This window comes from Pseudomonas sp. 3MAES_34.3B (assembly GCF_058145875.1).
Genome location: NZ_CM176960.1, coordinates 390905 through 415710 on the forward strand (window position 1 = coordinate 390905; position 24806 = coordinate 415710).

General features: G+C 62.4%; 22 protein-coding genes. 7 read left to right on the forward strand and 15 right to left on the reverse strand.

Features of this window, described 5'->3' with window-relative positions; all coding sequences use genetic code 11:
* Positions 1-692: 692 nt before the first annotated feature.
* The gene (locus AC3Z8Y_RS01720; protein WP_490088202.1) at positions 693-2180 is read right to left on the reverse strand and encodes an AhpA/YtjB family protein; all 1488 of its coding nucleotides are present in this window, start codon (positions 2178-2180) and stop codon (positions 693-695) included.
* 122 nt (positions 2181-2302) lie between these two features.
* Between AC3Z8Y_RS01720 and serB the strand changes: the two genes are divergently transcribed.
* Entirely contained in the window at positions 2303-3508 is a 1206-nt protein-coding gene (gene serB / locus AC3Z8Y_RS01725; RefSeq protein WP_490088203.1) for a phosphoserine phosphatase SerB, read from the forward strand.
* Positions 3509-3534: 26 nt separating this feature from the next.
* Here serB and betA read toward each other — a convergent pair whose 3' ends face one another.
* The 6 genes from betA to AC3Z8Y_RS01755 form a co-directional block, all read right to left on the reverse strand.
* A complete protein-coding gene (gene betA / locus AC3Z8Y_RS01730) occupies positions 3535-5262 on the reverse strand; it encodes a choline dehydrogenase (protein ID WP_490088204.1) in 1728 nt (575 codons plus the stop codon).
* Between the two features lie 75 nt (positions 5263-5337).
* The gene (gene betB / locus AC3Z8Y_RS01735; RefSeq protein WP_490088205.1) at positions 5338-6810 is read right to left on the reverse strand and encodes a betaine-aldehyde dehydrogenase; all 1473 of its coding nucleotides are present in this window, start codon (positions 6808-6810) and stop codon (positions 5338-5340) included.
* Between the two features lie 75 nt (positions 6811-6885).
* Positions 6886-7485: a transcriptional regulator BetI gene (gene betI, locus AC3Z8Y_RS01740; protein WP_490088206.1), complete on the reverse strand. Its 600-nt coding sequence runs from the start codon at positions 7483-7485 to the stop codon at positions 6886-6888.
* 150 nt (positions 7486-7635) lie between these two features.
* Complete coding sequence (gene choV, locus AC3Z8Y_RS01745; RefSeq protein WP_490088207.1) at positions 7636-8871, reverse strand: choline ABC transporter ATP-binding protein; 1236 nt, start codon at positions 8869-8871, stop codon at positions 7636-7638.
* Positions 8868-9713: a choline ABC transporter permease subunit gene (gene choW, locus AC3Z8Y_RS01750; RefSeq protein ID WP_490088208.1), complete on the reverse strand. Its 846-nt coding sequence runs from the start codon at positions 9711-9713 to the stop codon at positions 8868-8870. The genes choV and choW overlap by 4 nt, the downstream gene beginning before the upstream one ends.
* Positions 9714-9777: 64 nt before the next feature.
* Positions 9778-10725: a choline ABC transporter substrate-binding protein gene (locus tag AC3Z8Y_RS01755; RefSeq protein ID WP_490088209.1), complete on the reverse strand. Its 948-nt coding sequence runs from the start codon at positions 10723-10725 to the stop codon at positions 9778-9780.
* Positions 10726-11153: 428 nt separating this feature from the next.
* On the opposite strand from AC3Z8Y_RS01755, the gene AC3Z8Y_RS01760 reads away from it, so the two are divergent.
* Both AC3Z8Y_RS01760 and gbdR read left to right on the forward strand, forming a co-directional pair.
* A complete protein-coding gene (locus tag AC3Z8Y_RS01760; protein WP_490088210.1) occupies positions 11154-12530 on the forward strand; it encodes an L-serine ammonia-lyase in 1377 nt (458 codons plus the stop codon).
* A 409-nt stretch (positions 12531-12939) separates the two neighbouring features.
* Entirely contained in the window at positions 12940-14043 is a 1104-nt protein-coding gene (gbdR, locus tag AC3Z8Y_RS01765; protein ID WP_490088211.1) for a choline metabolism transcriptional regulator GbdR, read from the forward strand.
* 47 nt (positions 14044-14090) lie between these two features.
* On the opposite strand, the gene AC3Z8Y_RS01770 is transcribed toward gbdR, so the two are convergent.
* The 5 genes from AC3Z8Y_RS01770 to choX all read right to left on the reverse strand — a co-directional run bounded on the left by AC3Z8Y_RS01770 (position 14091) and on the right by choX (position 17797).
* Positions 14091-14345, reverse strand: a complete 255-nt coding sequence (locus tag AC3Z8Y_RS01770; RefSeq protein WP_490088212.1) for a hypothetical protein — start codon at positions 14343-14345, stop codon at positions 14091-14093.
* Between the two features lie 106 nt (positions 14346-14451).
* The gene (locus AC3Z8Y_RS01775; protein ID WP_490088213.1) at positions 14452-14940 is read right to left on the reverse strand and encodes a thioesterase family protein; all 489 of its coding nucleotides are present in this window, start codon (positions 14938-14940) and stop codon (positions 14452-14454) included.
* Positions 14933-15898 carry an L-carnitine dehydrogenase gene (locus AC3Z8Y_RS01780; RefSeq protein WP_490088214.1) on the reverse strand — a complete coding sequence of 322 codons (966 nt, stop codon included), beginning with the start codon at positions 15896-15898 and terminating at the stop codon, positions 14933-14935. The genes AC3Z8Y_RS01775 and AC3Z8Y_RS01780 overlap by 8 nt, the downstream gene beginning before the upstream one ends.
* Positions 15899-15901: 3 nt before the next feature.
* Entirely contained in the window at positions 15902-16798 is an 897-nt protein-coding gene (gene cdhC, locus AC3Z8Y_RS01785; RefSeq protein WP_490088215.1) for a 3-dehydrocarnitine:acetyl-CoA trimethylamine transferase CdhC, read from the reverse strand.
* A gap of 60 nt (positions 16799-16858) precedes the next feature.
* A complete protein-coding gene (choX, locus tag AC3Z8Y_RS01790) occupies positions 16859-17797 on the reverse strand; it encodes a choline ABC transporter substrate-binding protein (RefSeq protein ID WP_490088216.1) in 939 nt (312 codons plus the stop codon).
* Between the two features lie 163 nt (positions 17798-17960).
* Here choX and AC3Z8Y_RS01795 point away from each other — a divergent pair, with 163 nt between their 5' ends.
* A complete protein-coding gene (locus tag AC3Z8Y_RS01795; RefSeq protein ID WP_490088217.1) occupies positions 17961-18893 on the forward strand; it encodes a GlxA family transcriptional regulator in 933 nt (310 codons plus the stop codon).
* Here AC3Z8Y_RS01795 and AC3Z8Y_RS01800 read toward each other — a convergent pair whose 3' ends face one another.
* From AC3Z8Y_RS01800 to AC3Z8Y_RS01810, 3 genes are all read right to left on the reverse strand, one after another.
* The gene (locus AC3Z8Y_RS01800) at positions 18894-19475 is read right to left on the reverse strand and encodes a hypothetical protein (protein ID WP_490088218.1); all 582 of its coding nucleotides are present in this window, start codon (positions 19473-19475) and stop codon (positions 18894-18896) included.
* A 57-nt stretch (positions 19476-19532) separates the two neighbouring features.
* Positions 19533-20282 carry a hypothetical protein gene (locus AC3Z8Y_RS01805; RefSeq protein ID WP_490088219.1) on the reverse strand — a complete coding sequence of 250 codons (750 nt, stop codon included), beginning with the start codon at positions 20280-20282 and terminating at the stop codon, positions 19533-19535.
* 148 nt (positions 20283-20430) lie between these two features.
* A complete protein-coding gene (locus tag AC3Z8Y_RS01810; RefSeq protein WP_490088220.1) occupies positions 20431-20859 on the reverse strand; it encodes a lysozyme inhibitor LprI family protein in 429 nt (142 codons plus the stop codon).
* Between the two features lie 273 nt (positions 20860-21132).
* Here AC3Z8Y_RS01810 and AC3Z8Y_RS01815 point away from each other — a divergent pair, with 273 nt between their 5' ends.
* Genes AC3Z8Y_RS01815 through dgcA form a run of 3 tightly spaced genes read left to right on the forward strand, consistent with a single transcriptional unit; the run spans position 21133 to position 24777 of the window.
* The gene (locus AC3Z8Y_RS01815) at positions 21133-22110 is read left to right on the forward strand and encodes a dipeptidase (protein ID WP_490089912.1); all 978 of its coding nucleotides are present in this window, start codon (positions 21133-21135) and stop codon (positions 22108-22110) included.
* Positions 22111-22170: 60 nt separating this feature from the next.
* A complete protein-coding gene (locus tag AC3Z8Y_RS01820; protein ID WP_181113443.1) occupies positions 22171-22701 on the forward strand; it encodes a DUF5943 domain-containing protein in 531 nt (176 codons plus the stop codon).
* Between the two features lie 15 nt (positions 22702-22716).
* Positions 22717-24777, forward strand: coding sequence for a dimethylglycine demethylation protein DgcA (gene dgcA / locus AC3Z8Y_RS01825; RefSeq protein ID WP_490088221.1), 2061 nt, complete (start codon positions 22717-22719; stop codon positions 24775-24777).
* Positions 24778-24806: the final 29 nt, after the last annotated feature.

Genomic DNA, 24806 nt, shown 5'->3' on the forward strand with positions numbered 1-24806 from the left:
AATAGCCTTGCCTGCCGGTGTGCTGGTACCGGCTACCTGCCTACCACCGCCTGCTCCTGACATCGAGCCGGACCCCGCCCCGGAAGACAGCAACGGCCCAGAACCTGCCGGGGGTGGTGGCAGTGCGGTGTCGGGCGTACCCCCAGGGTTTGATCCGTTACTGCCGGGGGCTTCAGGATCCTCTGGAGCTGGGCAAGGTGCAGGGGCGGCTGTAGGCCCTGGTTCCAGTAGTGGGAGCGCTAATCAACCAGGCGCGCCTCAAGGGAGCGATGTAGCACAACCTGCGCCTACTTCGGGTGGCGGGGATGGTTCTGATCCGGCGCTGGGGGCGCCCGCACCGCCTCCGCAGCCTGGAGATGCCACAATCACAATGAGCATCGAAGAAATAAACGGTGTACCCCAGGAAAATCCAGTGACCGTTACAGTGAATGCCGACGAAACTGAACCACAGGATGACTACGGCTGCTGCACGGGGAGTCAGGATAGCTACAGCTAGCCGGCGTCCATAATGCGGCTCTGGAGGCAGCCCACGCCGGTGCCATAAGGCATGCACAGCACGTGTAGGAGGGGGCAATAGCCCCCGAACCGCCGGTACTGGTCAGGCATTTCAACAATGCGGTTCCCGGGCTCCGCCGGCTAGCCGGCTCCGACCGGTCTCACAAGGGGCCGGCCCTCTTTGCGAGGCCCCTGCCTCAGGGCTTGACGCGGCGCTCTGCGATGCGCGCCAGCTGACGTTCCAGCAGCGACGGGTAAGGCTCCAGCAAACGCTCTACGCAGGAAGCACCCTCGGGGCTTGCGATCGAGCGGATGCGCGCGCGTTGGCGGATGAGCGGGTCTTCGTTCACCTTGCGTTCTACCAGTAGCAGGTTGCGGCTGTGTTGCGACAAGGCCAGCGCGGCGCGGGCTGGCTCGGTTGCCAGCACTGCCGCCTCGTCCATGCCGTGCAGCTCACCTGCAAGGGCCAGGCCCAATTGCAGTTGGAGCGTGATGCCGCTGTCCGCGACTTCGATCTGCAACTCATGGCCAAGGGCGCGCAGCAGTTCGCCACAGCAAATCGCATTGGTGAGGTAATCATCACCGCCGTCGTTGCTGTGGAAAAGTACCAGGCTGCTGCCGTCCGAGAGGTGCTGTACATGGCCCTGGTACAGGGAAGCGGCCTGGTTCAGGAACGAACGGTAGCGATCGACCAACTCCTGCAAGCGGGCGCGAGGCAACCGCTTCAGTTGCTCCTGGGAGCCCAGTTGCACAGCCAGCACAACACTGTGCTGGGGAATGGAAGGAGCGAGCGGGGCAGTAACCTCGGCTTCGGGGCCGGGCACAGACAGATCGCCCAGATCGGCAAACGCGTCGTCGTCCTCTTCATCTTCATCCGCCAGCACTCGCCGGCCGGCCGGTGCCGGCTTGGCAGGGGTGCCAGTGAATGGAGCGAAGGCGGGCGCGGTTTCCTCTTCCTCGTCCACCGTCTCCGGTTCAGGCTCTGGCGGAGGTTCGGGCGCATAGCGGGCATGAAGGTCGCGAGCAATATCGCCGATCTCATCCTGCCGTTCGATCGCCGGCGTGTAAGGGTCGATATGGCGCAGCCACACCCGCAATTGCAGCAGTGGGGTGGTGAGGTGGCGGCCGATGCGTAGGCTGAAAGCCAAGGCCAGGGCCAGCAGAATGGCACTGAGAATACCCATGCTCTGCAGGCTGATGGTCATGGGCTGCTGGAATTCTTCCATATTCAGGCTGACCCGCAGCGTACCGGTGGTCACGTCCTGGAACGACAGGCGGGTTTCATACACCCCACCCGACATGGTCAACAAACCTGGCTTGGGCTTTTGCCCCGCCTCGGCGATCACCCGGTTGTCACCGCTATAGATGGCCGCATGGGCTACCAATGGGTTCTTGGCCAGGTTATTCAGCAGCACGTTGAGGCTGAGGATGTCGTTGGACACCAGCAGCTCGGTGGCGGAGACGGCGGTTTGCGTGGTCAGGCTTTGCCCTACCGCATCCGCCTGCTCGTGCATGGCCTGCTTGAACTGCAAACCCATCACGCACGCGTAGATTACCAGCGCCACGGCGACCAGAATCACATTGTGGGTAGCGATGCGCAGGGCAATCGGTACGCGGCGATGACGCAAGGCCCGAAAGATCAGCAGGAAGAAATTATCGTTTTTGACTGGCGTGGGCCGGTTCACTGCGCTCGGCTCTTGAGGCTGGAAGTGCTGCGCAGTATAACGATCGACCCCTGGGGTTCAAAGCGCCGCCAGGCCTGGAAACTGGTTAGAATGCGCTTTTTTTGCCAATACCGAGGTGGGTCGTGCCTGAATTCGTCCTGATCAACATCACCGGCCGCGATCGGCCGGGGCTGAGCACCGCACTCATGGGCATGCTCGCCGAGGGCGGCGCGAGCCTTCTGGACGTCAGCCAGAACGTTACCCACGGCGCGCTTGCATTGACGGCCGTGGTCGAGCTAACGGTGACCCCCTCGCAAACGTTGCGGGCAAACCTTGAGGCTGCCTGCACGGGCCTCGGTGTTCAGGCGAACATTCACGCGATGGCCATGCCTGAGTACGCGCATTGGGCGCAGGCCCAGGCTCAGCCCAGGTACGTACTCAGCGTGCTGACCCATGGCCTTGTGGCGGCCCAGCTACACGAGATAACCCGGATTGTCGCCAGCCACGGGCTGGACGTGGAGCGCATCGACCGCCTGTCGGCACCTCCTTACCTGGACGGTGCCACCCCGGCCGCCCATGGCTGTGTGGACATTCGCCTGCAAGGCTCGCCAGTCGATCCCCAAGCCTTGCGCGCCGAGCTCCTGGAAGCCGCCCGCGGTTTGAACGCGGACATCGCGCTGCAGCTGGACGACATCAATCGTCGCCACCGCCGGCTGGCGGTGTTCGATATGGATTCCACACTGATCCAGGCCGAAGTGATCGACGAACTGGCCAAGGCTGCGGGCGTAGGCGAGCAGGTGTCGGCGATCACCGAGCGGGCGATGCGTGGCGAGCTCGACTTCCGCGCGAGCTTCACAGAACGCATGGCGCTGCTCAAAGGGTTGGACGTTAGCGTACTGGATGAAATCGGTGCCGCGCTGCGCCTTACCGACGGCGCCGAGGCGTTGTTCGCGGGGCTGAAACGGCTGGGTTACAAGACGGCCATTCTGTCCGGGGGCTTTACCTATTTCGCCCGGCAGGTACAGGCCCGTCTTGGCATCGACTATGTGTACGCCAACGAGCTGCAAGTAGAGAACGGCAAATGCACGGGCGTGGCGGTGGAGCCTATCGTGGATGCCCAGCGCAAGGCCGACCTGCTGCGCGAACTGGCGGCGCGGGAAGGCTTGAGCCTGGAGCACACCATTGCCGTAGGGGATGGCGCGAACGACTTGCCGATGCTGGCGATTGCCGGCTTGGGCGTGGCCTTCCGCGCCAAGCCCCTGGTGAAGGCCTCGGCCAAGCATTCCATCTCGACGCTGGGGCTCGAAGGCGTGCTGTACCTGCTGGGCGTGGAAGACCGGTTGTTGTAGCCCCTGGTCGCGGGCAAGCCCTGCTGCTACGAGAAGCTTGGATGCTCCATAGCCGGCTCGGTGGGCAGCACCGGTCGCATCGGCTTGCCGCGGACCGGTGCATCGCCGGCCACGTAGTAGCTGGCCGTGCTGCGTAGCAGCGGCTGGCGGCCACGGATCCGATCGGCGATCTTCTCTGCGATCATGATGGTCGGGGCGTTCAGGTTGCCGGTGGTGATGATAGGCATGATGGACGCATCCACCACACGCAACCCTTCCATGCCATGCACGCGGCCCTGGTCATCCACTACCGCCATGTCATCCGTGCCCATCTTGCAGGAGCATGAAGGGTGGAACGCTGTTTCTGCGTGTTCACGAATGAAAGCGTCCAGCTCTTCATCGCTTTGCAGGTGCGCGCCGGGTGAGATTTCGCGGCCGCGGTAAGGGTCCAGGGCGGGTTGGGCCATGATCTCGCGGGTGATGCGAATGCCGTCGCGGAATTCCTGCCAGTCCTGCTCGGTTGCCATGTAATTGAACAGGATGCTGGGGTGTTGGCGCGGGTCACGGGACTTGATCTGCACCCGGCCGCGGCTGGGGGAGCGCATCGAACCCACGTGCGCCTGGAAGCCATGTTCCTTCACGCCGTTGCTGCCGTTGTAATTAATGGCCACCGGCAGGAAGTGATACTGAATGTTCGGCCAGGCGAATTCCGAACGGGTACGGATAAAGCCTCCGGCCTCGAACTGGTTGCTTGCGCCAATGCCGGTACCGTTGAACATCCACTCGGCGCCGATGGCCGGTTGGTTCCACCACAGCAACGACGGGTACAGCGAAACCGGTTGGGTGCAGGCGTACTGAAGGTACATTTCCAGGTGGTCCTGGAGGTTTTCGCCAACGCCGGGCAGGTCGTGTACGACCGGAACGTCCATCGCCTTGAGCAGCGTCGCGGGGCCAACGCCGGAGCGCTGGAGAATCTGCGGCGAAGCGATCGCGCCAGCGCACAGCAGCACTTCCTTGCGGGCACGTGCTTGCACGAGGGTAGTGCCTTCGCCCTGCAGATACGCCACACCCACGGCACGCTTGCCGTCAAAGAGGATACGGTCCGTGAGGGCATGGGTGACAATGGTCAGCGTTTTGCGTGCGCGGGCCTGATCCAGGTAGCCCCGGGCGGTGCTGGCGCGGCGGCCTTTGGGGGTCACGGTGCGGTCCATCGGGCCGAACCCTTCCTGCTGGTAGCCGTTCAGGTCTTCTGTGCGCGGGTAACCCGCTTGCACACCCGCTTCGACCATGGCGGCGAACAGCGGATTGTTGCCAGCCTTGGGCGTGGTAACGCTCACCGGGCCGTCGCCGCCGTGGTAGTCGTTGGGCCCGATGTCGCGCGTTTCGGCCTTGCGGAAGTAGGGCAGGCAGTCCAGGTATGACCAGTTTTCCAGCCCGGGCAATTGCGACCAGCCGTCGTAATCCAGTGCGTTGCCGCGGATGTAGCACATGCCGTTGATCAGCGACGAACCACCCAGCCCCTTGCCGCGCCCGCATTCCATGCGACGGTTGTTCATGTGGGGCTCGGGGTCGGTTTCATACGCCCAGTTATAGCGGCGCCCTTGCAGCGGGAAGGCCAGGGCGGCAGGCATCTGGGTACGAAAATCGGCGCGGTAATCGGGGCCGCCGGCTTCGAGCAGCAGCACGCTCACGTCAGCGTCTTCGGTGAGGCGGGTAGCCAGTACGTTCCCGGCCGAGCCGGCACCGATGATGATGTAGTCGTATTCGTTTTTCATAGGGCACCTTTTGGATGCGGCGGCTTGCCAAGCAGGCAAGCCGCAGGAGAACACCAGGCGTCAGAGCACTGGGGTTTAAAACACGGAGGCGTAGTCGCCCAATTCCACCTGAACGGACTTGATCCGGGTGTACTGGGCCAGGGACGAAATGCCGTTTTCACGGCCTACGCCCGACTGCTTGTAACCGCCCACTGGCATTTGCGCGGGCGACTCACCCCAGGCGTTGATCCAGCAGATCCCCGCTTCCAGGCGATGGATAAGGCGGTGGGCGCGGTTCAGGTCTGGTGTGACCACGCCAGCGGCCAGGCCGAAGTCGGTGTCGTTGGCGCGGCGGATCACTTCGTCTTCATCGCTGTAGGCAAGGATGCTCATCACCGGCCCGAAGATCTCTTCGCGCACCATGGTCATCTCGTCGGTGCAATCGGTGAACACGGTTGGTGCAACGTAGGCGCCCTGAGCCAGAGCGCCGGCCTGCAGGCGGTCGCCCCCGCACAGCAGGCGTGCGCCTTCGGCCTTGCCCTTGGCGATATAGCCCAGCACGCTTTCCATGTGCTGGAAACTCACCAGCGGGCCGAAGTTGGTGGCTTCGTCCAGCGGGTCGCCTACCCGAATACGCTGCACGCGTTCCAGCACCTTGGCTTCGAAAGCTTCCTTGAGCACCGCTGGCACGAAGACGCGGGTGCCGTTGGTGCAGACCTGCCCGGAGCTATAGAAGTTGGCCATCATTGCGATGTCCGCCGCCTTGTCCAGGTCGGCATCGGCGCAGATGATCAGCGGGGACTTGCCGCCCAGCTCCATCGTCACTTCCTTGAGCGAGGAGCTGGAAGCGCTGGCCATGACCTTTTTGCCCGTGTCGGTGCCGCCGGTGAACGACACCTTCTCGATACGCGGGTGCTCGGTCAGCCAGGTGCCCACTTCACGGCCGCTGCCGGTGAGCACGTTGAACACACCGGCGGGCAGGCCGGCTTCGGTGAAGATCTCCGCCAGCTTGAGCGTGGTAAGCGAAGTGACTTCGCTCGGCTTGAAGATCATGGCGTTACCGGCGGCCAGTGCCGGCGCGGATTTCCACAGGGCGATCTGGATCGGGTAGTTCCAGGCGCCGATACCGGCGGTGACGCCCAAGGGTTCGCGGCGCGTGTACACAAAGGAGGTGTCACGCAGCGGAATCTGCTCGCCTTCGATGGCAGGCACCAGGCCGGCGTAGTACTCCAGCACGTCGGCACCGGTGACGATGTCCACGTAGCGGGTTTCCGAGTAAGCCTTGCCGGTGTCCAGGGTTTCCAGCGTGGCAAGGTCATCGTTGCGTTCACGCAGCAGATCAACGGCACGGCGCAGGATGCGCGAGCGCTCCATGGCGGTCATCGCGGCCCATACCTTCTGGCCTTTTTCGGCGCTGGCCACGGCTTTTTCCACGTCTGCCGCAGTAGCACGCTGCACCTGGGCGAGCACTTCGCCGGTTGCCGGGTTGATGGCGTCGAATACGCCGTCACCGCTGGCGTCCACGTAGCCGCCGTCGATATAAAGTTTTTGCAAGCCGAAACGGGCCATGTCGTTCCTCGCAGAGTCCGAGGGCGCCCCGCAAAAGGCAGAAGCGCCAGGTTGAAGGCGAAGTGGCCCGCCAGCTCAGGCGGCGAGCTCGGGTTTCGCCAGTTGCATGTCCAGGTATTCATAGGCGATGCGTAGCGCCTGCTCGGTATCGAACGCATCCCCGGAAAGCGCGCCGCGCAGCCACAGGCCGTCGATCAATGCCGCAAGGCCGCGGGCGGCATTACGCGCCTGGGCCACGGGCAGAACCCGGCGAAACTCGCAACACAGGTTCGAATACAGCCGGTGGTCGTTGATTCGCTGCAACCGGTGCAGCGATGGTTGATGCATGCTGGCGGCCCAGAAGGCCAGCCAGGTTTTCATTGCCGGGCCGTTGACCTGGCTGGCGTCGAAGTTGCCTTCGATGATCACCCGCAAATGCGCCTGGGGGCTGTTGTCTTCCAGCGCACGGCGGCGCTCGGCGACACTGATTGCCAAGGCACGCATCAGGTAGCCCATGGTGGCCGCGATCAGGCCGTTCTTGTCCTGGAAGTAATGGCTGATGATGCCGTTGGACACGCCTGCGGTTTTGGCGATTACCCCGATACTGGCGTCGGCCATGCCTACCTGATCCACCGCCTGCAGGGTGGCTTCGATCAGTTGCTGGCGACGTATGGGCTGCATTCCCACCTTAGGCATCGGTGCTCTCCTCATGGCCCGGCAACGAGCAGTGCTCGACAACAGCGGGGCCAGTCTAATTTATTTTGATTGACCGTTCAAATAACAAAAGCGACCTCAGGGGTCGCTTTGGGGTGGAGTGCAGTTTACCGCGCGGGCCGCGGCCGCCTGTCAATTGGCTTTGCGCAATGGCACTACCGCGTCATGAAGGGGGGGCGCCTCAGCCGGATGCCCGAGGCTTTTACCGAGCAGCGCGTGATACAGCTCGGTATCTCCAAGGATGCCCACGATGCGGTTCTGCTCATGCAGCACCAGCTTGTGGCCAGTGTGATAGCGGATCTCCAGCGCCTCGCGCATGCCGATTTCAGCGCCCACCAAGGTAGGGCGGCGGCCGAGGCTTTCCACGGGCTGGCCGGGTTGCCAGGTTTGCACATCCATCGGGCCATCGCCCAGGCGGCTGCTTTTGAGGGTGTTTTGTTCGCTCAGGCCGAACCAGGCGTTGCTGCCTGGGTCCAGGCACACCTCGCCGTTCAAGTGGCTGCAGGCGGAGAGTGGGCGCATCAGGCTGCGGCCGCAGAGTACGTTCAGCGGGTTGGTGTGGGCCACGAACGTACGCACGTAGTCGTCGGCCGGGTTGAGCACGATTTCCTCCGGGCGCGAATACTGGATGATCTTGCCATCCTTCATGATGGCGATGCGGCTGCCCAGCTTGAGCGCTTCGTCCAGGTCGTGGCTCACGAACACGATGGTTTTCTGCAACTTGCGCTGAAGGTCCAGAAGCTCATCCTGAAGGCCTTGGCGAATCAATGGGTCCAGGGCAGAGAAGGGTTCGTCCATCAGCAGAATGTCGGCATCCATGGCCAGGGCCCGGGCCAAGCCCACCCGTTGCTGCATGCCGCCAGAGAGTTCGTCTGGCTTTTTATTGCGCCACTGGGTCAGGCCCACCAGCTCGATCTTTTCGTCCACCAGCCGGCGGCGCTCCTCGCTAGGCCGGGCCTGCATCTCCAGGCCGAAGCTGATGTTCTCGCGAACGGTAAGCCAAGGCATGAGGGCGAACTTCTGGAACACCATGGCGATACGTTTGGTGCGCATCATCTTCAATTCAGCGGCGGTGCAGGAGGCAATGTCGATCTGGCTGCCTTCGTGTTCCACGAACAGCTTGCCACGGCTGACGGTGTTCAAGCCGTTGATGCAGCGCAGCAGGCTGGATTTGCCGGAGCCTGAAAGCCCCATCAGCACGCAGATCTCGCCCTTGTTCACCTCAAGGTTGGCTTTCTCCACCCCCACCACCTGGCCGGTGCGCTTGAGGATTTCCGGCCGGCTCAGGCCTTCGTCCAGCAACTTGAGTGCGTCCTTGGGGTGTTTGCTGAATACGACGTCCACGTCTTCGAAGCGAATGATGCTCATGCGTCACCTCCGATTTTTACATCGGGTTGTTTGCAGATACGGTCCAGCATGATCGCCAGCAGCACGATCGCCAGGCCCGCTTCGAAGCCAAGGGCAATGTCAGCGGTGTTCAGAGCGTTCACCACCGGTTTGCCCAAGCCGTCCGCGCCTACCAACGCGGCAATTACCACCATCGACAGCGACAGCATGATGCATTGCGTTACCCCGGCGGCGATGCTGGGCATGGCGTGGGGCAGCTCGATGCGTGACAGTAGTTGCCTGCGCGAACACCCGAAGGCCTTGCCAGCGTCCATCAACTCTTGCGGCACGTCGCAGATCCCCAGGTAGGTCAGGCGAATCGGCGCAGCGATGGCGAACACCACCGTCGAGATAAGCCCCGGCACCACGCCCAGCCCGAAGAGGGTGAGGGTAGGGATCAGATAAACGAAGGTGGGCACGGTCTGCATCAGATCCAGCACAGGCCGCATGAAGGTATAGAACAGCGGACGGTGGGCCGCGATGATGCCCAGCGGCACCCCGACGGCGACACACACCACGGTGGCGAAGGTGACCTGGGCAAGGGTTTCCATGGTTTCCTGCCAATACCCCAGGTTGAGGATCAGCAGGAATGACAAGGCGACGAATATCGTGAGGCTGATCTTGCGCTGAATGACGTAGGCCAATCCGGCGAAAATGACCACCAGCGCAAGCGGCGGGAACCACGTGAGGGCGGCCGTAAGGCCATGAATCATTGCCTCGAGGGTCGAGGCGATCCAGTCGAAGACGCTGGCGCCGTGCTGGGTCAGCCAGTCGACGAAGGCGGCGATATGTTCGCCTAGCGGAAGTTTATGGTCTGTCAGCATGGTATCGGTACCTGCCTGCGGTGGAGAGCGGTTCCCGGCAGGCTGGCTGCCGGAGGTTCAGCAGTTACTGCGCAAATTTGGCCTTGGCGGCTTCAAGCCCCGGCTTGCCATCGAGCGTGGTCACGCCGGCGAGCCAGGTGTCGAGCACCTGAGGGTTCTTTTTCAGCCAAGCCTTGGCGGCAGCGTCTGGCTTCATCTTGTCGTCGAGCACATTGCCCATCAGCCCGCTTTCCATGTTCAGGGTGAAGGACAGGTTTTTCAGCAGTTGCCCAACGTTGGGGCACTGCTCGGCATACCCTTTGCGGGTATTGGTATAGATGGTGGCCTGGCCGAAGTTCGGGCCAAAGTAGTCGTCGCCGCCGGTCAAGTACTTGATCTTGAACCGGGTATTCATCGGGTGTGGTTCCCAACCCAGGAACACAATACCGGTGTGGCGCTTCTCGGCGCGGTCCACCTGGGCCAACATGCCCGCCTCGCTGGATTCCACCATCTTGAACCCTGCATCTTTCAAGCCGAAGGCGTTTTTATCGATCATCGACTGGATCAAACGGTTGCCGTCGTTACCGGGCTCGATGCCGTAGATTTTCCCATCGAGCTTGTCCTTGAATTTTGGCAGGTCGGCGAAATCCTTGAGGCCGGCGTCCCACAGGTCCTGAGGCACGGCCAGGGTGTACTTGGCGTTCTCCAAGTTCGCCCGAAGGGTTTCCACGGTGCCGGCTTCGCGGTACGCCTTGATGTCGTTTTCCATGGTGGGCATCCAGTTGCCCAGGAACACATCCATGTTTTTGCCGTCCGCCAGCGACTTGTAGGTCACCGGCACCGAGATCATGGTGGTTTTGGTTTTGTAGCCCAATGATTGCAATACCGCGCTGGTCACCGCAGTAGTCACGGTGATGTCGGTCCAGCCGACGTCAGAAAAGTTAACGGTGCTGCATTGCGCCGGGTCCGCGGCCTGGGCGGCGACCGGTAGACACAACGCGGCGGCCAGCAATAGCGATGGTGCAGCTCTCATCGGGTGGACTCCTTGGTGTTTTCTATGCGGCGAATGCCGTTATGGGAAGTGCGGGCCCGTCGCTGTCGCCGGGGCGGACAATCGCGCCAGCAGGGCGCCGTTCAAACGGGGCGCTTTCGATCATCCAACAGCGCCGGGCAAACGCCTACTGGGTGGGTCGCATCCAGTACAGGGGGGGTCGTATCCAGTACCGATGAGGTCGTATCCAGCCACGGGCCGGCCTCAGCGTGCCCCGTAATGCCGTTACAGCCGCGTTTTGAGGGTAAACCCACGGGAGGGCGCTGGGCGCTGGCGAGCAAGGCTGGGTCGGTTGCAGACTCCTCGCGCCCCGGCAAAAGGCGAATGATGCAGCCAAAGGGCGGCTGCCGATCTAGCCTGGCGGCCGTTACAACCGGCGCTCGACGGCGCCTTCAGGAGGTTTGCCGGCCATGGCAATCAGTGTGTTCGACCTGTTCAAGATCGGCATCGGGCCATCCAGCTCTCATACCGTGGGCCCGATGCGCGCGGCAGCACTGTTCGCCGCGCGTTTACGTGAACTCAAGGTGCTTGCCCGGGTAAAGCGTGTGGAAGTGCGGCTGTACGGTTCGCTGTCTGCGACCGGCATTGGCCATGGCAGCGACAACGCCGTGATCATGGGGCTTGGCGGCGCCTGGCCCGACACGGTAGCCCCGCACACGATCTTGCCTACGGTGGCGGCGCTCAAGGCCGGTGAACCCTTGATGCTCGACGGCCAGTTTCCGGTGGCGTTCGACTGGCGGCGAGACATGCGCTTGCTCGATGAAAACCTGCCGTATCACCCCAATGCGATGACCCTTGTAGCGGAAGGCGCCGAGGGGGGCCTGCTGGAAGAAACCTATTATTCGGTGGGCGGCGGGTTTGTGGTGGACGCCGCGCAGGCCGCGTCCGGCCGGCTGGATAACGATTCCACCGAGCTGCCCTACGATTTCGATACGGCCGCCCAGCTGCTCGAACTATGTGAGCTCCACGGTTTGCGCGTTTCGGCCTTGATGCTGGAGAACGAGAAGGTGTGGCGCAGCGAGGAGGAGATCCGGGCGGGGCTGTTGACGATCTGGGCTGCCATGCAGGCCTGCGTGCATCAGGGCCTGGCGGAGGAGGGCGTGCTGCCGGGCGGGCTGAACGTACGCCGCCGTGCCGCGCGGCTGCACCGGAGCCTGCAGGAGCTGGGCAAGCCCAACGTGATCGGCTCTACGCTCACCGCCATGGAGTGGGTGAACCTGTTCGCGCTGGCAGTGAATGAAGAAAATGCCGCAGGTGGCCGGATGGTTACGGCGCCCACCAACGGCGCCGCCGGGATCATTCCTGCTGTGCTGCATTACTACATGAAGTTCAGCGAACACCCCAGCGACGATGACGTGGTGAACTTTTTGCTGGCTGCGGCAGCTGTGGGCATTCTATGCAAGAAGAACGCGTCTATCTCAGGCGCTGAAGTGGGTTGCCAAGGTGAGGTGGGCAGCGCCTGTGCCATGGCGGCGGCGGGCCTGGCGGACGTGCTGGGGGCCACCCCGGCGCAGTTGGAAAACGCCGCTGAAATCGGCCTGGAACACAATCTGGGCCTGACCTGCGACCCCGTGGGCGGGCTGGTGCAAGTGCCGTGTATCGAGCGAAACGCCATTGCCGCCGTCAAGGCGATCAATGCCGCGCAAATGGCGCTGCGGGGTGACGGCAGCCACTTCATTTCGCTGGACCGGGTAATTCGTACCATGCGCGACACGGGTGCCGATATGCACGACAAGTACAAGGAAACCTCGCGGGGTGGCCTGGCCGTGAGTGCTATCGAGTGTTAGTGAAAGCGTATCTGCTAGCGGCGCCCGTCAGGCGCACATGAAGCCTGGCTGATGGCCATGTGCGATGCAGGGCGCTGCGCGTTTTTTGCCCATAAGCCAACTGGCCGCTGCCTTTTGGCGCGTCGAGGCTCCTATCCAAAGCCCCACATGCATCCCTGGGTGACAGCGTTTCCATGGGCAGGCCACGCTTGCGCTCAGCATTGCTACCGAAGTGCTCAACGCTGGTGAGCTACCCCGCGGCCAGGGGAGTGGGGCGCGGTAATGGCGACGTCAGCCCTAGACTGATTGCGACGTCGTTTTTAGTCTTTATTGAATGCGCATTCAACTTTCGGCATGGCAATTGCTCCGGTTATCTGCAGAAAAAGAACCCTTAGCCTGGGGTCAACCTTCCGCATGAGGAGATACCGCGATGATGTCGTTCAACTCCGGGGCCCAACCCCAGACCCGTACGCCACAATCCATCGGCTTTTTGCTGCTGGATAATTTCACGCTGATTTCCCTCGCTTCGGCGGTCGAGCCCCTTCGTATGGCCAACCAGCTCTCGGGCCGAGAGCTGTATCGCTGGACCACCCTGAGTGCCGATGGTGGGCAGGTGTGGGCAAGCGATGGCCTGCAGATCACCCCGGACGCCGCGATGCATCAGGCCCCAGTGATGGACAGCGTGATCGTGTGTGGCGGGGTTGGCATTCAGCGCACTGTCACCCGTGAGCACGTGACTTGGCTGCAAAGCCAGGCACGGCAATCCCGGCGCCTTGGCGCGGTATGCACGGGAAGTTGGGCATTGGCCTGTGCTGGCCTGTTGGATGGGTTCGATTGCAGCGTTCACTGGGAATGCCTGGCTGCCATGCAGGAGGCTTTCCCCAGGGCCACCATGAGTACCCGCCTGTTCACGCTGGACCGTAACCGTTTCACCAGCTCTGGCGGTACCGCGCCGCTGGACATGATGCTTCACTTGATCAGCCGCGATCATGGGCGCGAGCTGTCGGCCGCGATTTCAGAAATGTTCGTGTACGAGCGTATTCGTAACGAGCAGGATCATCAGCGGGTGCCGCTCAAGCACATGCTGGGGACCAACCAGCCCAAGCTTCAGGAAATCGTCGCGTTGATGGAGGCCAACCTTGAGGAGCCGATCGACCTCGATGAGCTTGCCGTGTATGTGGCCGTGTCGCGCCGCCAGCTGGAGCGGTTGTTCCAGAAATACCTGCACTGTTCGCCGTCGCGCTACTACCTCAAGTTGCGGCTGATCCGGGCGCGGCAACTGCTCAAACAAACCCCGATGTCGATCATCGAGGTGGCTTCGGTGTGCGGCTTTGTCTCCACGCCTCACTTCTCCAAATGCTACCGGGAATATTTCGGCATTCCGCCTCGCGACGAACGCGCAGGCTCCAACACCGCGCAACAGGTGGCCATGTTGCCGATTCCCCAGGCCATGGTGCTGGCACCGTTGTCCGGGCCGCTTGCCGCGCTCAGCCAGGCGCGCAATGAGTCCACCTTTGCCAGCGTGAGGGTTTAGCTCCGCCGCTTCCGACAGGGTTGGCCTCCTATGGGCAAAAGTGCGGATCAGGCCGGCCCGAACTGTGCCAGCGCAGGCAGCAGGTTGCGGTCGATGGCCTGGCGCACCGCCGGCAGAATGGTCGCGCTGCCACCCAGCAATTGTTCCACAAGGCCGCGCAGCGCCTTGGCGCGGTGGGCGTCGAGCCCACGCACGGCGCACTCACACGCTTGTTCCGCGCTGGCCCCCGCAGGCATCTCGAACCCGAGCGCGCGCAATTTTCCCAACAGGTCATCCTGGTCGATCAAGTCGGCGTGCATCATGGTCGGGTACCCTCGGTCGGTGAGTTTTCCCGATTGTGGTCAGCGCTCTGCTTGCCTGCAATAGCCATCCGCGACAGTGGCACGGGCGGGCATGAACACGTCGTTTTCAGCCATTAACCGGCAATTCCGGCGCCGTGATCACTCGGCCGATGAAGCGAGGAGAGGGAAGGCCCGCCTGCTGCTCGCCAAGCAGTGCCAGCCGCGCCAAGGCCGTGGTTTCGAACGGTGTGGATTTCGGGCCCTCCAGGGTCACGTGCACCAGCACCTGTTCGCTTGCGGCCAGCGCCTCTGCGTCACCGGGGCGATGCAGGCTGTGGTACAGCCATACCCGCTTATGGTCATGGGCGAGCAGCCGCGTATGCACCTGCACCGGCTCGCCAACTTTCACTTCGTGGAGAAAGTTAAGGTGGCATTCGAGCGTAAACAACGAATGGCCACTGGCCTCGCGGCCGTCGGCGTCCAGCCCGATGCTGTCCATGAAACCATCGCTGCCATAGCTGAACACCAACAAGTAGAACGCGTCGCGCAGGTGGCCGTTGTAGTCGGTCCATTCAGGCAGCACCCGGCCCTCCCAGGTCACCCAGGGTTCATTCATGGTCGCCGATCCCGTGTTGGTGTTTCGCCTGTGCCACCGCCGCCAGCACACCTAGCAAGGCATCGTCCCGGTAACGCTCCAGCGCGGCGATGCTGTGCTCTCCGAGCTGCGCCGAGGTGCCGTCCACTACATCGTCTATCAGCCGGTCGGTAAGGGGCGGGGCGGGCAGGTACGTCCACGGCAATTGCAGGGCGGGGCCGAACTGCTGCATGAAGTGGCGCATGCCCGCATCGCCGCCCGCCAAGGTGTAGGTAAGGAAGGTGCCCATGAAAGCCCAGCGCAGCCCGGCGCCATAGCGGATCGCGTCGTCGATTTCCCCTGTGGTAGCTACGCCGTCATTGACCAGATGCAAGGCTTCACGCCACAGCGCCTCCAGCAACCGGTCGGCGATAAACCCTGGCACCTCTTTGCGCACATGCAGGGGGCGCATGCCCAAGCGGCGATAAATGCTTTGTGCTGCTTCGATCGCCTCCGGCGCCGTGTGCTGGCCGCCGACCACTTCCACCAGCGGCAGCAAGTAGACAGGGTTGAACGGATGCCCGACTACGCAACGCTCAGGGTGCAGGGCGCTGGCATAGAAATCACTGGGCAACAGGCCAGACGTGCTTGAGGCAATGATGGCCTGGGGCTTTGCCGCCGCGCTGATGGCAGCGTGCAGTTCGAGTTTCAGTTCCAGCCGTTCGGGCGCGCTTTCCTGGATGAAGTCGGCGTCGGCCACGCAGGCTTTAATGCTGTCTACCACGCGCAGCCTCGTGGGTGAGGCATCCGGTGCAAGGCCTTGTTTTTCCAGCGCCGGCCAGGCGTTGGCGATCCGCTGGCGGAGATTCGCTTCGGCATTGGGTGCCGGGTCCCACGCAATCACGTCCAGGCCGTGGGCCAGCGCCCTGGCTACCCACCCACTCCCAATCACGCCGCCGCCAAGTGCGGCAAAGGTTTTTACCTCGGTAATGAATCCCATGGCTTATACCCCTTCGCCGCGGCGGGTGAGCTTCATCTTTGCGCGCCCCTGAGCTGGCGTAAGTACGCGGGCGCCCAGGCGGGTAAGAATCTCGCCGGCCCGCTCCACCAACTGGCCGTTGGTAGCCAGCACACCTTTTTCCAGCCACAGGTTGTCTTCCAGGCCCACGCGCACGTTGCCGCCGAGCAATACCGCTTGAGCCGCCATGGGCATTTGCATACGGCCAATGCCGAACGCGGCCCAGGTGGCGCCAGCGGGGATGTTGTCCACCATGGCTTTCATCGTGGTGGTGTCGGCCGGGGCGCCCCAGGGAATGCCCAGGCACAGCTGGAACAGCGGGTCGTCCAGCAGCCCTTCGGCGATCATCTGCTTGGCAAACCACAAATGGCCCGTGTCGAAGATTTCCAGTTCCGCTTTCACGCCCAGCTCGGTGATCCGCCGCGCGCCGGCGCGAAGCTGATCGGGCGTGGAGACATAAATGCTATTGCCGTCGCCGAAGTTCAGGGTGCCGCAATCGAGCGTGCAGATTTCCGGCAGGAGGGCCTCCACGTGGGCGAGCCGGGTCAGCGGCCCGACGAGGTCGGTATCGGGCCCGAATTCCATGGGCTGTTCGCCCGGGCCGATCTGCAGGTCGCCGCCCATGCCAGCGGTGAGGTTGACGATGATGTCCACGTCCGCTTCGCGGATACGCTCCATCAACTCGCGGTACAGCGACACATCACGGCTGAAGCGCCCGGTGTTCGGGTCGCGCACATGGCAATGGACCACGGTGGCACCCGCCTTGGCGGCCTCTACCGCCGCTTCGGCTATCTGCTTGGGGGTTACAGGCACAAATGGGCTTTTGCCCGTGGTGTCGCCCGCGCCGGTGAGGGCACAAGTGATGATCACGTCGTGGTTCATGGCATTTTCCTAGGGCGCGCCTGCCCGTGCGCCAGGGCAGGCGCATAGGCGGCGAGGGGGTCAGTTGGCGGTGAGGCGCAGGTTGCTGTCGCCGGGCTTGCCGTCGAAGGTAGTCACACCCTGGAGCCAGCGGCTGCGGTCCTGAGGGTGGTCCTTGAGCCACTGGCGCGCGGCGTCGAGCGGGTCCTTGTGGTCGAGGATCGGCTGCATCATCCGGCTTTCATCGGCGGCGCTGAAGGTAAGGTTGCTGAGCAGGCGGTCCACGTTGGGGCAACGGCTGGCGTAGTCGGGCGCGGTGACGGTCCATACGGTCGCCTTCCCTTCGTCAGGGCCGAGCGCGTCTTCGCTACCGGTGAGGTATGTCATTTCCACGTTCACGTTCATGGGGTGGGGCGCCCAGCCAAAGAACACCACGGCTTCTTTGCGCTTCACCGCCCGGCTGACCGCCGAGAGCATCCCGGCCTCGCTGGATTCCACCAGCTGGAAGTCGCCCAGGCCGAAGCGGTTGCTGGCGATCATTTGCTTGATCTGGGTGTTGGCCCCCGAGCCGGGTTCGATGCCGTAGAGCTTCCCGCCCAATTGCGTCTTGAAACGAGCGATATCGCTGAAGCTTTTAAGCCCCTGGTCTGCCAGGTAGGTGGGCACCGCCAGCGTGGCGCGGGCATCCGCCAGGCTCGGTGCCTGCAGCACGCGCACCTGCTTCTGTTCCACGAAAGGGGTGAGCGTGGCCGTCATCAGGGGGTTCCAGTACCCCAGGAACAGGTCCAGGCGTTGATCGCGAATCCCCGCGAAGATGATTTGCTGGGAGGCGCTGGTCTGGCGGGTTTCATAACCCAGCCCGTCCAGCAGCACCTGGGCCAGGCCACTGGTGGCGATCACGTCGGTCCAGTTCACTACGCCAAGGCGCACACTTTTGCAGCTCGCCGGCTCTGCGGCCTGGGTGAGTGGGATAGCGGTAGCGGTAAGCATCAGCAGACAGCAGCGGATCAACCTCTTCATGGCGGTAGTTCCTCTGGCAGGGCATTTATAGGTAGGGGTGTCTGTGCACCTTGAGCGAGAGGTTACGCCCGCAGGCGCAGCGGCAAGCGCACTGTGGCGACGGGGAGTTGCACGCTGGCGACCGCCGCGTTATTAACCAAGTCATACCCGCGGAGCCGAGCCCATGCCTGAGGTGTTCCATTTTTTGCTGCTGCCTGGTTTTTCAGCACTGGGTTTCATCAGTGCGATCGAGCCCCTGCGGGTAGCCAATCGCTTTCGTCCGGGGCTTTACCGCTGGGAAGTGCTGAGCCTGGATGGCGGGGCGGTATTGGCCAGCAATGGCATGTCGGTGAACGTGGAGGGTGGCTTGGGCGAGTTGCTCCCGCCCGCGCGATTGTTCGTGATTGCCGGCTTTGACCCACTGAAAAGCGTGTCGCCGCCATTGCGGAGATGGTTGCGCCGGATTGCGGCGCAGGGCGGCACCCTTGGCGGTATCGATACCGGCGCCTTCGTGCTGGCCGCCACCGGAGTGGTCGATGCGGCCCGGGTGACCTTGCACTGGGAAGCGCTGGATGCGTTCAGGGAACGCTGGCCGACCATCGAAGCCACGCAGGAACTCTTCGAGATCGATGGCCGTATCATTACCTGCGCCGGTGGCACCGCCTCGATCGACCTGATGCTGGACCTGATCGCCCAGGCCCACGGGAGCGAGCTGGCGATCGCGGTGTCCGAACAGTTCGTGCTGGGGCGGATCCGGCCACGCCAGGATCACCAGCGCATGGCGGTGGCGTCGCGCTACGGTACTCGCAACCGCAAGCTGGTGCAGGCCATAGGCGCCATGGAGCAGCACATTGAAACCCCGCTGAGCACGCTGGCACTGGCTGAGTGCGCAGGGGTAACGCGGCGCCAGCTGGAACGGCTGTTTCAGCTGCATTTGCAGGAAACGCCCAGCAGCTTCTATCTGGGTATACGCCTGGAAAAAGCCCGCCAGTTGCTTCGCCAAACCGACATGAGCGTAACCGAGGTGAGCATTGCCTGTGGCTTCGAGCTGCCGTCCTATTTCACCCGACGTTACAGGGCAAGGTTTGGCCGGCCGCCGCGTGAGGATCGGCTGTAACTATGGCCCATCCGGGCCGAGAATCGACTGCTCAAGGTCGTTGAACGCTGCGCTTACCTGCTCGCGTTGCTTGTCGAACCGTTGGCTGTCGAAAGCTGCCTCCCAGCAGGTCCTGGCCACGGGCAAGCGAGTTTTAGGTGCTTTGGGGTCCGGTGTACCTACCAGTTGAACCAGGCGAAGCCGAGGCACGAGGGTAGACATGTTTACTTCGCTTACGAAATGGGCCGAAAGGTTGCTGTCGGCAACGGACCGAGGTAATGGCTTGGAGCCATCCGAGCGGTTTTCGATAACGTGGCGTACCAGGGTTTTGAACCGGGTATTCGGCGGTTGTGGAGCAGGCTTTCGCCCCTTGAAAATGTCGGTCCATACGCCAGGCCCGGGGGTGTACACGTACTCGGCATAGTCATGTGCTTCAGCATCCCAGCCAAGCCCTTCCAAGCTTGCGATGAGCGCGGCAAGCCATTCTGCAGGTGCGTGTTCAGGGTGATGGAGTTGGCGAGCGGTAAGAATAGCCAGGCGCAGTGTGGCCAACACATCCTCGTATAAGGCGGTCTGGGCGGGCGGGGTAGGTCGGTAGGTCATCATTCGGGTCCCGCTCAAGCACCAGCGGCAGCGCCACTGGTGCTTTGCGAGGGAGGGTCAGATATCCAGGCCCAGAATGTCATCGGCCTGGGACGCCAGTTTCAGGCTCACTTTGTTGCGCTGGCTTTCGAAAGTCCGGACGCTGAAGGTGCCTTGTTGAGAAGCGCGATACACACGAGTCGACGCTTTTTCGAACTCCCGGTTAACAGGGTCGCCCACGGTTACCGTACGGTCGTAAGCGATCTGGAAGCTCTTCATGTGCATGATTGGCATGCCCTGCGGGCTCATTTCGCAGTCCACGGCCTGGAAGGTGCTTGATTTGCCCGACACACTCGTGGAGCTGCGCTCAAACAGCCGGTTCGCAGCGGGCGCTTGTGCGATGGCATGGAAGCTTCGGCCAAGGCAACGGGCCATGCGGTGTCCTGGGCCCAGATCACGAGCAATAAGGCTGACGGCCACTTGGGCAAGGGTGGACTTCTCCTGATCCATCGCTTCTTCAGCGTGCGCCGCGCCTGTCATGGTCCAGCCCAGCTTCGCCAACCCAGAGGTGTAGAAGTTGTACCACTCTCGCTGCTGGGTTTCCTTGTTGAAGGCTTTTTCAGACGCCAGCCCCATCAGTCGCATGCTGGCGGCTACGTCCTCGGCGACGCTGGCAGGCACGTTATCGGCGAAAATGCAGATCGTATTACCGATCAGCAGTACGCGCTCCTCGCCTTCTTTTTTCAGCGCATCGATAGCGGCTTCGACGTGGGTCTTGGGCACTTGCAGCCCATTTACAAATGCTTCCCTGTTGGTGTCGTTGGACATTATTACGTTCCTTGTGCAAACGGGGCAAGGCAGCCCCTGAGATAGACGGCCCCCATTGGCGGGAGCCGGCGTGCACTATGGTGGGAACGAAGAATGGAGATAACAGGCAAGGCTTTCCGGCCAAAGAAGTATGGCCGGGGAAGTTCGATCACTGATCAGGCGCGTCGTTCTCGTCGCCCTGGGTGCCGATGGTTTGCAGGTATTCGCTACGTTCGTCGCTGCGCTGGGCCATGCAATCGTTGAGCGCGGTCTGGCTGGAGGTGCCGTCCTTGTCCGCTTCCAGTATTTCCACGGCGCAGTCGGCGTCACGCAGCTTGTGCCATAAGTCCTGGGCCGCTTTCACCTTCGCCAGGTACTCCTTGAGCACGGCCGGCTGGTCGCCGTACTGCGCGCTGATGCGTGCGTTCAGGCCGTTGTAGGCATCGTTGAGCTCGGCCTCTGCGGTTTTCCGGTTATAGACCGAGCAATCCAGGCTCTGCTGGCTGGTTTCAACGTTGTCGCACGGCGTAGGGCCGTCTTCGTCGGCCGCCTGAGCACCCACGGCGATGAACGCCAGTATCCATAACCACGATTTCATTACCACGCCCCTGGGCCGTGCGAAAAGATTCACGGATTCTGGCTCAACCTCCGCCTGCTGAATAGCCAGGGGGACGGATTTCATGTTCAGAAGTGCTGTACGGGCCTGCATGTGGCCTGCTTTGACTGGGCGTGGGCTGGCTTGACGCTTTTGGCATTTGATCGGTCGCTTTTGCATCCGGGCCCGCCGGCGCGGGGGCATATGCTGGCCCCCAAAGCGCCGGCAAACGATCTGGCGTACCGCTGACAAGGGGACCGCCTGATGAGCCCAGCTTTGAGCCCGGCCGAATTGCACGCCGACAGCATCGTCATCGACGGGCTGATCATTGCCAAGTGGAACCGCGAGTTGTTCGAGGACATGCGCAAGGGGGGGCTTACCGCCGCCAACTGCACGGTGTCGGTATGGGAAGGCTTCAAGGCTACCTGCGACAACATTGCCGCCAGCCAGAAGCTGATCCGTGAAAACAGCGACCTGGTGATGCCGGTACGTACAACTGCCGATATCCGCCGGGCCAAGGAACAAGGCAAGACCGGCATTCTGTTCGGCTTCCAGAACGCCCATGCGTTCGAAGACCAGCTCGGCTACGTAGAGATATTCAAGCAGCTGGGCGTGGGTATCGTGCAGCTCTGCTACAACACTCAGAACCTGGTAGGTACCGGTTGCTACGAGCGCGATGGCGGGCTGTCCGGCTTCGGCCGCGAAGTGGTCGGCGAGATGAACCGCGTTGGCATCATGTGCGACCTGTCTCACGTGGGCTCCAAAACGTCCGAAGAAGTGATTCTGGAATCCAGGAAGCCGGTCACCTATTCCCATTGCCTGCCGCTTGGGCTCAAGGAACACCCTCGCAACAAGTCTGACGCGGAACTGAAGTTCATCGCCGACCACGGTGGCTTCGTGGGCGTGACCATGTTCGCCCCGTTCCTGGCCAAGGGCATCGACTCCACCATCGACGACTACGCCGAAGCCATCGAGTACGTGATGAACCTCGTAGGCGAGGATGCCATCGGCATTGGTACCGACTTCACCCAGGGCCATGGGCAGGAATTCTTCGAATACCTCACCCACGACAAGGGCTACGCCCGCCGCCTGACCAACTTCGGCAAGATCATCAACCCGCTGGGCATCCGCACCGTGGGCGAATTCCCCAACCTCACCGAAACGCTGCTCAAGCGTGGTCACAGCGAGCGAGTGGTTCGCAAGATCATGGGCGAAAACTGGATGAACGTGTTGGCCGACGTCTGGGGCGAATAGCGGCACGGCTACACCGCTGATCACGATTGATAGCAACTTTTTTGACTGGAGTTAAGTTCCATGGCCAAGCACGCCCCCGAGTTACCCATCGAAGTCGACAGCGAAACCGGCGTCTGGACCAGCGATGCCCTGCCCATGCTCTATGTACCCCGCCATTTCTTCGTCAATAACCACATGGGTATCGAGGAAGTGCTGGGCGCCGATGCCTACGCCGAAATCCTTTACAAGGCGGGCTACAAATCGGCGTGGCACTGGTGCGAGAAGGAAGCCGAATGCCACGGCCTGGAAGGCGTGGCGGTATTCGAGCACTACATGAAACGCCTGAGCCAGCGGGGCTGGGGCTTGTTCAAGATCCAGGACATCGACCTGGAGCAGGGCACCGCCAGCGTGAAGCTGGAGCATTCATGCTTTGTGTACGTGTACGGGAAGGTTGGCCGCAAGGTGGATTACATGTTCACCGGCTGGTTCGCGGGTGCCATGGACCAGATTCTTGCCGCCCGTGGCAGTGAACTGCGCACCGTAGCCGAGCAGGTGTACAGCGGTGCTGAAGAAGGTCACGACGACGGGCTGTTCGTAGTCAAGCCGCGCTAGGGTCGGAGAAAGCAAATGGCGTTCGAAGCGATGTTCCAGCCGATCCAGATCGGCAAACTGACGATCCGCAACCGCGTACTGAGCACGGCGCACGCCGAGGTGTATGCCACCGACGGCGGCATGACCACCGAGCGTTACATCAAGTATTACGAAGAAAAGGCCAAGGGCGGGATCGGCCTGGCCATTTGCGGTGGGTCGTCCAGCGTTGCCATCGATAGCCCGCAGGGCTGGTGGAAATCCGTGAACCTGTCCACCGACAGGATCATCCCGCATTTCCAGAACCTCGCCGACGCCATGCACAAGCACGGCGCCAAGATCATGATCCAGATCACCCACATGGGCCGACGCTCGCGTTGGGATGGAGAACACTGGCCTACCTTGATGTCGCCGTCCGGCATCCGCGAGCCTGTGCACCGCGCCACCTGCAAGACCATCGAACCGGAAGAGATTCAACGGGTGATCGGCAACTACGCCCAGGCTGCGCGCCGGGCGAAGGCGGGTGGGCTGGACGGCGTGGAACTCTCCGCCGTGCACCAACACATGATCGACCAGTTCTGGAGCCCACGGGTCAACAAGCGCACCGACGAGTGGGGTGGCAGCTTCGAAAATCGCATGCGCTTCGGCCTGGAAGTGCTCAAGGCCGTGCGCGCTGAAGTGGGCGATGATTTCTGCGTAGGCCTGCGCATTTGCGGTGATGAATTCCATCCCGATGGCCTCAGCCATGAGGACATGAAGCAGATCGCGGCCTACTACGATGCCACCGGGATGGTGGATTTCTTCGGGGTAGTGGGGTCGGGCTGTGACACCCATAACACCCTGGCCAACGTTATCCCCAACATGAGCTACCCACCCGAGCCGTTCCTGCACCTGGCGGCCGGCATCAAGGAGGTAGTGAAGGCACCGGTGCTGCATGCCCAGAACATCAAGGACCCGAACCAGGCTACGCGCATTCTGGAAGGCGGCTACGTGGACATGGTAGGCATGACCCGCGCGCACATCGCCGACCCGCACCTGATCGCCAAGATCAAGATGGGGCAGATAGACCAGATCAAACAATGCGTGGGCGCCAACTACTGCATCGACCGCCAGTACCAAGGGCTGGACGTGCTGTGTATCCAGAATGCCGCCACCTCCCGCGAATACATGGGCGTGCCCCACATCATCGAGAAAAGCACCGGGCCACGCCGCAAGGTTGTGGTGGTGGGCGCAGGCCCGGCGGGCATGGAAGCCGCGCGGGTATCGGCAGAGCGGGGCCATGACGTGACCCTGTTCGAGAAGAAAGAGCAGATCGGCGGCCAGATCACCATCGCCGCCAAGGCCCCTCAGCGCGACCAGATCGCCGGTATCACGCGCTGGTTCCAGCTAGAGCTGGCGCGCCTGAACGTGGACCTGCGCCTGGGTACCGCGGCCGACATCGACACCATCATGGACCTGCGCCCCGATGTGATTGTGCTGGCCAACGGTGGCCATCCATTCATGGAGCAGAACGAGCACTGGGGCGCGGAAGAAGGGCTGGTGGTCAGCAGCTGGGACATCCTCGACGGCAAGGTAGCGCCGGGGAAAAACGTGCTGGTGTACGACACCATCTGCGAGTTTACCGGCATGTCAGCGGCGGACTTCCTGGCCGACAAAGGCAGCCAGGTGGAAATTGTTACCGACGACATCAAGCCCGGCGTGGCCATGGGGGGTACCACATTCCCTACGTACTACCGCAGCCTGTACCCCAAGGAAGTGATCATGACCGGCGACCTGATGCTGGAAAAGGTCTACCGCGAGGGTGACAAGCTGATTGCGCTGCTGGAGAACGAATACACCGGCGCGAAGGAAGAGCGCGTGGTGGACCAGGTGGTGGTCGAGAACGGCGTACGGCCGGACGAAGCCTTGTATTACGGCCTCAAGGAAGGCTCGCGCAACAAAGGCCAGATCGACATAGACGCGTTGTTCGCCATCGAACCGCAACCGTCGCTCAGCCAGCCGGGCGAGGGCTACCTGCTGTTCCGGATCGGCGACTGCGTGGCCCAGCGCAACGTGCATGCCGCCCTGTACGACGCCCTGCGCCTGTGCAAGGACTTCTAAGGCACAACACCTCCTGTAGGAAGCGGGCG

What these genes read in the sequence shown, in the direction of transcription:
- betA (WP_490088204.1), bottom strand. Translation starts at nt 5,262, where the DNA reads ATGAAAAACGAATACGACTACATCATCATCGGTGCCGGCTCGGCCGGG.
- betB (WP_490088205.1), bottom strand. Translation starts at nt 6,810, where the DNA reads ATGGCCCGTTTCGGCTTGCAAAAACTTTATATCGACGGCGGCTACGTG.
- betI (WP_490088206.1), bottom strand. Translation starts at nt 7,485, where the DNA reads ATGCCTAAGGTGGGAATGCAGCCCATACGTCGCCAGCAACTGATCGAA.
- choV (WP_490088207.1), bottom strand. Translation starts at nt 8,871, where the DNA reads ATGAGCATCATTCGCTTCGAAGACGTGGACGTCGTATTCAGCAAACAC.
- choW (WP_490088208.1), bottom strand. Translation starts at nt 9,713, where the DNA reads ATGCTGACAGACCATAAACTTCCGCTAGGCGAACATATCGCCGCCTTC.
- AC3Z8Y_RS01755 (WP_490088209.1), bottom strand. Translation starts at nt 10,725, where the DNA reads ATGAGAGCTGCACCATCGCTATTGCTGGCCGCCGCGTTGTGTCTACCG.
- AC3Z8Y_RS01760 (WP_490088210.1), top strand. Translation starts at nt 11,154, where the DNA reads ATGGCAATCAGTGTGTTCGACCTGTTCAAGATCGGCATCGGGCCATCC.
- gbdR (WP_490088211.1), top strand. Translation starts at nt 12,940, where the DNA reads ATGATGTCGTTCAACTCCGGGGCCCAACCCCAGACCCGTACGCCACAA.
- AC3Z8Y_RS01770 (WP_490088212.1), bottom strand. Translation starts at nt 14,345, where the DNA reads ATGATGCACGCCGACTTGATCGACCAGGATGACCTGTTGGGAAAATTG.
- AC3Z8Y_RS01775 (WP_490088213.1), bottom strand. Translation starts at nt 14,940, where the DNA reads ATGAATGAACCCTGGGTGACCTGGGAGGGCCGGGTGCTGCCTGAATGG.
- AC3Z8Y_RS01780 (WP_490088214.1), bottom strand. Translation starts at nt 15,898, where the DNA reads ATGGGATTCATTACCGAGGTAAAAACCTTTGCCGCACTTGGCGGCGGC.
- cdhC (WP_490088215.1), bottom strand. Translation starts at nt 16,798, where the DNA reads ATGAACCACGACGTGATCATCACTTGTGCCCTCACCGGCGCGGGCGAC.
- choX (WP_490088216.1), bottom strand. Translation starts at nt 17,797, where the DNA reads ATGAAGAGGTTGATCCGCTGCTGTCTGCTGATGCTTACCGCTACCGCT.
- AC3Z8Y_RS01795 (WP_490088217.1), top strand. Translation starts at nt 17,961, where the DNA reads ATGCCTGAGGTGTTCCATTTTTTGCTGCTGCCTGGTTTTTCAGCACTG.
- AC3Z8Y_RS01800 (WP_490088218.1), bottom strand. Translation starts at nt 19,475, where the DNA reads ATGACCTACCGACCTACCCCGCCCGCCCAGACCGCCTTATACGAGGAT.
- AC3Z8Y_RS01805 (WP_490088219.1), bottom strand. Translation starts at nt 20,282, where the DNA reads ATGTCCAACGACACCAACAGGGAAGCATTTGTAAATGGGCTGCAAGTG.
- AC3Z8Y_RS01810 (WP_490088220.1), bottom strand. Translation starts at nt 20,859, where the DNA reads ATGAAATCGTGGTTATGGATACTGGCGTTCATCGCCGTGGGTGCTCAG.
- AC3Z8Y_RS01820 (WP_181113443.1), top strand. Translation starts at nt 22,171, where the DNA reads ATGGCCAAGCACGCCCCCGAGTTACCCATCGAAGTCGACAGCGAAACC.
- dgcA (WP_490088221.1), top strand. Translation starts at nt 22,717, where the DNA reads ATGGCGTTCGAAGCGATGTTCCAGCCGATCCAGATCGGCAAACTGACG.